We start from the raw sequence: 6000 nt of genomic DNA on the forward strand, positions 1-6000 counted from the left end.
CAAGCGCGGCAGCGCGGCCCATTAGCGGGGTGTGCAGACGCCCAATCCTTTCGCCGGCCTGGCGGCTGGTTCGCTCCCCCGTCGTGAATTCGCAGTGGTGTTCGCAGCGCTGCTCACCGTTGCGGCCGGCAATACGGCGCTGCAAACCGTGCTGCCGGCCATCGCCCGGGTGATCCACCTGCCCGACATGCTGGTGGCGGTGATCTTCTCCTTTTCGGCGCTGCTGTGGACGTTCAGTGCCCCCTATTGGGCACGGCAGAGCGATATCCGGGGCCGTCGCCGGCTGATGCTGGTGGGATCATTGGGCTTCATGGTGTCGATGGCCGGCTGCGGCATCGCCATCTATGCCGGCCTCAATGGCTGGTTGGCGCCGATTGCCACCTTTGCGCTGTTCGCAACATTGCGCAGCCTGTTCGGCATTTTCGGTTCGGCCGCCAATCCCGCCGCGCAGGCCTATGTGGCGGGGCGCACCAACGAACAGGATCGCACCGCCGCCCTGTCCAGCCTGTCGTCGGCATTCGGGCTGGGCACCATCATCGGGCCCGCGATTGCGCCGCTGTTCATCCTGGCGCCCTTTGGCCTGTCGGGACCCATGTTCGCCTTTGCCGCCATCGCTGCCGTCGTGATGATTGCGGTGGCAAAGGTGCTGCCCGACGATGATCCCACCCACCAGCCGGGCCATGTGCAAAGCGGCAGCGGTGCGCCATCATCCGAACCCAATCTGGCCGGCGCCACCACGGGTGCCAGCGTCAAGGCAGCGGCCGCCGGCCGGCCGAAACGGCTGAGCATCAAGGACAGCCGCATCCTGCCCTTCATGATCTTCGGCTTCGTATCGGGCTCCATCCAGGCCGCCACCGGCCAGGCGCTGGGCTTTCTGGTCATCGACACGCTGGGCGGCGACGCGATGGATTCACAGCAATCGATCGCCCTGATCTTTATGGCCGGCGCGTTTTCGACCCTGTTGGCGCAGTGGGTACTGATCCCGCAGCTGGGCCTGACCCCGCCGGCGCTGATGCGCTGGGGCACGTTGCTGGCCGCCGCCGGCACGGCCGGCATCGCGGTTTCCAGCAGCCTTTATGCGCTGGTGATCGCCTTTGCGCTGATGAGCATGGGTTATGGTCTGGCACGGCCGGGCTTCACCGCCGGCGCCAGCATCGCCGTTTCCCGCGCCGAACAGGGCGGCGTGGCCGGCGCGGTCACCTCGGTCAACGGCAGCTGCTTCGTGTTTGCCCCGGCGGTCGGCATCGGCCTCTATCAGATCGGCCCTTCGGTCACCTATTGGCTCGGTGCAGCGGCACTTGTGGCGCTGGCCGTCTATGCCTTCACCAAGCCCGAACTCGCCCGCGAGCCGAGCGAATATCACGAGGACTGATCAGCGCCACGGATGGACGAACTGCCGCCACCAACCAGGCGGCATGGGTTCGGCGATGCCATAGGCGGAAGGCCAGCGCCCTGCGGGAAGATGGAACGTGCCGAACAATTTGTCGATCAGCGGGAAGTGAATGGCAAAGTTGCGATCCACGGCCTCGGAGTCGCTGGCGTGGTGCCAATGGTGATAGCGCGGGGTGGCAATCCAGTGGCCCCACCAATCCCGCTCGCCGCCCAGGTTGGCGTGGATCAGGGCGCTGTGCACATAGACGATGGCGACATAGGCTTGCACCGCTTCGGGCGCGAAGCCCAGCGTGAACATCGGCAGCGTCGTCAGCCCGCGCACCACCGCGATCTCCAGAAAATGCAGGCGCGATCCGGCCAGCCAGTCCATTGCGCGGGCGCTGTGGTGGATGGCGTGAAAGCGCCACAGCACGGGCACGCGGTGAAAGGCGCGGTGCAGCCAATATTGCAGCAGATCGGTAAACAGCATGATCGCCAACACCTGCACCACAAAGGGCAGAGCGGCGACGGCGGCGCGCACGCCGGCCAGACCGTCACTGTGCGCCAGCACCAGCCGTGATGGCCCGAAGGTGACAAAGGCCACCACCTGGACCAGCATCGAACTGATCAGGAAATAGGCCAGGTCCACCTGCCATTCCGGGCGGAACAGCCGCTGTTCGCGGATATGCGGCCACAGCCGCTCCAGCGGTGCCAGCATCAGGCCCGAGAGCGCCAGATTGAGGATGAAGAAATCGAGACCGAAGAACAGCCCGCCGCGACCGGCCGGCCCGGCTCCCGGCGCACCGGTGCCGATCAGGCTGGCCGCCAGGGCCAGCGCCAGCGCCGCCAGCCCCATGGCGCGGTAACGGCCCAGCCACAACGAGATCATCGCCAGTGCAAAACTGGCCAGTACGATGAGATGCACCGCCGGGCGGAAGAATGAGGATTGATAGACCGGCACCAGGTCCGGCGTGGCGAGTTCACCTGGAAAGCGCAGCGCCAGCGCCAGTCCCAATCCGGCAATGCCCAGCAAAAGCGCGAACAAGCCGGCATACCAGCCGCTGCCGAACCGGCGCAGCCTACGCGGCGCTTCCAGTTCGGCAATCAGCGGCTCATGCACCATGGGGCGGTCAGGCCCCGGCGGGCGCCTCGCCAAGGCCGGTGCCACGACGGCCAGCCTTCGGGATCGCCGAAGCGCCCGACGCCGGACGTGCCACCGGGGTGGTGGTGGCGCTGCCGCGATCGACAGTGCCGCCATCCATCACCTTCTTGATCTCGTCACCGGTGAGCGTTTCATATTCCAGCAGGGCGCCGGCGATGGCGTGCAGCTGATCGATATGGTCGGTCAGCACCTGCCGGGCGCGATCATAGCCAGCCGTCACGATGGCGCGCACTTCGCTGTCGATCATCTGCGCGGTTTCTTCCGACATGTTCTGCGCCTTGGTCACGCTGTGGCCGAGAAACACTTCTTCCTGGTTCTCGACATATTTCAGCGGACCCAGCTTGTCGGACATGCCCCACTGCGTCGCCATCGAGCGTGCCAGATCGGTGGCATAGCTGATGTCGGACGACGCGCCGGAGCTGACCTTGTCATAGCCGAAGATCACTTCCTCGGCGACGCGGCCACCCATGGCGACAGCGAGGTTGGCGTACATCTTGTCGCGGTGATAGCTGTACTGATCGCGTTCCGGCAGGCGCATCACCATGCCGAGCGCGCGGCCACGCGGAATGATCGTGGCCTTGTGGATCGGATCAGACGCCTGCTCATGCAGCGAGACGAGCGCGTGGCCGGCCTCGTGATAGGCGGTCATCTTCTTCTCGTCCTCGGTCATCGCCATGGTCTTGCGCTCGGTGCCCATCAGCACCTTGTCCTTGGCGTCCTCGAACTCGCGCATCGATACCAGCCGCTTGCCGCGACGGGCGGCCAGCAGCGCGGCTTCGTTGACCAGGTTGGCCAGATCGGCGCCAGCAAAGCCCGGGGTGCCGCGCGCGATGGTGCGGGCGTTCACGTCGGGCGCCAGCGGCACCTTCTTCATGTGGACGGCGAGAATCTTTTCGCGCCCGTCGATATCGGGGCGGCCCACCACCACCTGACGGTCGAACCGGCCGGGGCGCAGCAGGGCGGGATCGAGCACGTCGGGCCGGTTGGTGGCGGCGATGATGATGATGCCTTCATTGGCATCGAAACCATCCATTTCCACCAGCAGCTGGTTCAGCGTCTGCTCGCGTTCGTCGTTGCCGCCGCCCAGGCCAGCGCCGCGGCTGCGGCCGACAGCGTCGATTTCATCGATGAAGATGATGCACGGCGCCGACTTCTTGCCCTGTTCGAACATGTCGCGCACGCGACTGGCGCCAACACCGACAAACATCTCGACGAAATCCGAGCCGGAGATGGAGAAGAACGGCACATTGGCTTCGCCAGCGATGGCGCGGGCCAGCAGCGTCTTGCCGGTGCCGGGCGGGCCGACAAGCAGGGCGCCCTTCGGAATCTTGCCGCCGAGGCGGCTGAAACGGCCCGGATCCTTCAGGAAGTCGACGATTTCCTGCAGTTCCTCACGGGCTTCGTCGATGCCGGCCACATCGTCGAAGGTCACGCGGCCTTCCTTCTGCACCAGCAGCTTGGCGCGGCTCTTGCCAAAGCCCATGGCGCCACGGCCGGCACCATTCTGCATCTGGCGCATCACGAAGATCCAGATGCCGATCATCAGGATGAAGGGCAACATGTTGAGGAACAGCTGCGCGATCACCGAGCGGCTTTCTTCCGGCTTGGCATCAAAGCGCACGCCCTTGCTGCGCAGCCGTTCGATCAGCTGGGTATCGCCGGGGTTGAAGGTGCGGAATTCCTCGTCGCCGCTGGTGCGGCCCACGATTTCGTCGCCGCGAATCTCCACGGATTTCACCGCGCCATCATCCACCCGCGCCAGAAAGTCCGAATAGACCAGCGTGTCGCCACTGCGCGACGAACTGCCGCCCTGCATCACGTTCACCGCAACGGCGAGGCCGAGCAGGATGACGACCCACAGACCCAGATTCTTCATCCAGGGGCTGGGCGAGCGGTTGTTGGGGCCTTCGGACATCGACTGTTCCCGATCAGATACGGACGCGCGTGCACCAAAACGGCAATCCGTTCAGTGCATACCGGCCCAAGATAGGGCGGAATGACCGCGTTGCAATCCGCCTGTGCTGTTCTGCCCCGTTTCAGGCCGGCTTTTGTGGCCTTTTGCCGCCCTTCTGTGGCGGCCGGGTGACGGAAAGCTGCCAGATCGGGCCGGGGCGTGCGACAATGCCGGCCAATGTGCCGCTGGCGCCACCCCCGAGTCGCGCCGCCAGCCGGGCGATGTCGCTGCCCCGCGATGGGCGGCCTGCCAGCGTTTCCACCGCCCGCGCCAGCAGGCGCTGCACCAACGCCGATGGCAACCCGGCGGCATCCACCAGCAAGGCGCCATCGGCGGCGCGCACCCGCCCGGCCCAGGCCAGATCGGCGGCCCAGGCCAGTGCTTCGGCGTCGGCGGCCAGGTGCGCGGCGCTGGCCGCCAGCGCGCCGACATCAAGCGCCGGATTGGTGGCCAGCAGGGCCCGCACCGCCGTGCGGTCATGCCGGGGGTCGCGGTTGGCAGGATCATCCACCGCCTGCCAGCCATCGGCCGAAGCAAGGGCGGCCAGATCCACCTTGCAGCAATCCAGCAGCGGCCGCACCAATGTCACGCCGGGCCGCAACAGCCGCGCCGCGCGGATGCCGGCCAGCCCCTCGCTGCCGCTGGCGCGGTTCAACCGCATCAACAGGGTTTCGGCCTGATCATCGGCATGATGGGCCGTGATCAGCAGGCCATGGCAGTGCTGCACGCACCATTCACCCAGAAGATCATAGCGCGCCGCCCGGGCCCGGGCCTGCACATTGCTGGCAAAGCCCGGGCCGTCACGCACCAATATGTGATGCGCAATGGCGCGCGCCGCGCACTGGGCGGCAACGCCGGCAGCTTCTGCGGCCGCAGCCGGGCGCAGGCGGTGATCGACAGTGAGCGCCGTCACCCGGCCGGGAAAGGCAGCGGCCGCCAGCGACAGCAGCGCCAGGCTGTCCGGCCCGCCCGAGGTCGCCACGGCAAGATGTTCATCGGGCGCCACCGGGCGGCCCAACGCCGCAGCCATAAGCGCGGCCAGATCAGGCCGCACAGTTTGCCCGCTCACGCAGTGCACTTGGCCCTTGTGCGCTGGCGCCCGGCATCGGTCTTCTGCGTTTCGGTCAGCTTGGCGCCATAGACGGACTCAAGCTCGCCCAGCACCTGGCAGGCATCTTTGGGCTTGGTCATGGCGTTGAGCGCGCCGGCCAGCGCGATCAGCGCATCGGGCGCCGGGGTGGAACGCGGTGCCGACTGATAGACATCCAGAAACGCCTTGGCCGCCTGCGGATACTGGCTGCGCGCGGCATAGCTGCGGCCCAGGAAGAACTTGGCTTGCGGCACCCGCGTCGATTTCGGCCAATCGGCGATGAACTGGGTCATGGCGGCTTCCACCCCCGGCCAGTCGCGGGCGCTGACCTTGGCATAGGCCAGCGGCCAGGCAGCGGCATCGCTGGCCGGCTTGGCCGCAGGCTTGGCCGGCGCGGGGGCCGCCACCGTTGCCGGCGGCTTG

4 protein-coding genes and 1 pseudogene are annotated in these 6000 nt (G+C 66.9%); 1 reads left to right on the forward strand and 4 read right to left on the reverse strand.

The features are described 5' to 3' along the window. The first annotated feature begins 94 nt into the window (after nt 1-94). A complete protein-coding gene (locus tag D619_RS0109060; protein WP_243442629.1) occupies nt 95-1372 on the forward strand; it encodes an MFS transporter in 1278 nt (425 codons plus the stop codon). Here D619_RS0109060 and D619_RS0109065 read toward each other — a convergent pair whose 3' ends face one another. The 4 genes and pseudogenes from D619_RS0109065 to D619_RS18100 form a co-directional block, all read right to left on the reverse strand. Next, nucleotides 1373-2494 (reverse strand): sterol desaturase family protein, encoded by a 1122-nt coding sequence (locus tag D619_RS0109065; protein ID WP_017668270.1) that lies wholly within the window; start codon nt 2492-2494, stop codon nt 1373-1375. 7 nt (nt 2495-2501) lie between these two features. Continuing rightward, nucleotides 2502-4448 carry an ATP-dependent zinc metalloprotease FtsH gene (gene ftsH, locus D619_RS0109070; RefSeq protein WP_017668271.1) on the reverse strand — a complete coding sequence of 649 codons (1947 nt, stop codon included), beginning with the start codon at nt 4446-4448 and terminating at the stop codon, nt 2502-2504. A 121-nt stretch (nt 4449-4569) separates the two neighbouring features. Further along, nucleotides 4570-5556, reverse strand: coding sequence for a tRNA lysidine(34) synthetase TilS (gene tilS, locus D619_RS16215; protein ID WP_020480443.1), 987 nt, complete (start codon nt 5554-5556; stop codon nt 4570-4572). Next, nucleotides 5553-6000: pseudogene (locus D619_RS18100) on the reverse strand (hypothetical protein); the annotation flags it as partial. The pseudogene D619_RS18100 and the gene tilS, both read right to left, overlap by 4 nt.

This window comes from Sandarakinorhabdus sp. AAP62 (assembly GCF_000331225.1).
GTDB lineage: Bacteria > Pseudomonadota > Alphaproteobacteria > Sphingomonadales > Sphingomonadaceae > Sandarakinorhabdus.

Bases quoted from the DNA above. Each gene is read 5' to 3' on its own strand.
- D619_RS0109065 (WP_017668270.1), bottom strand. From the start codon at position 2,494: ATGGTGCATGAGCCGCTGATTGCCGAACTGGAAGCGCCGCGTAGGCTG.
- ftsH (WP_017668271.1), bottom strand. From the start codon at position 4,448: ATGTCCGAAGGCCCCAACAACCGCTCGCCCAGCCCCTGGATGAAGAAT.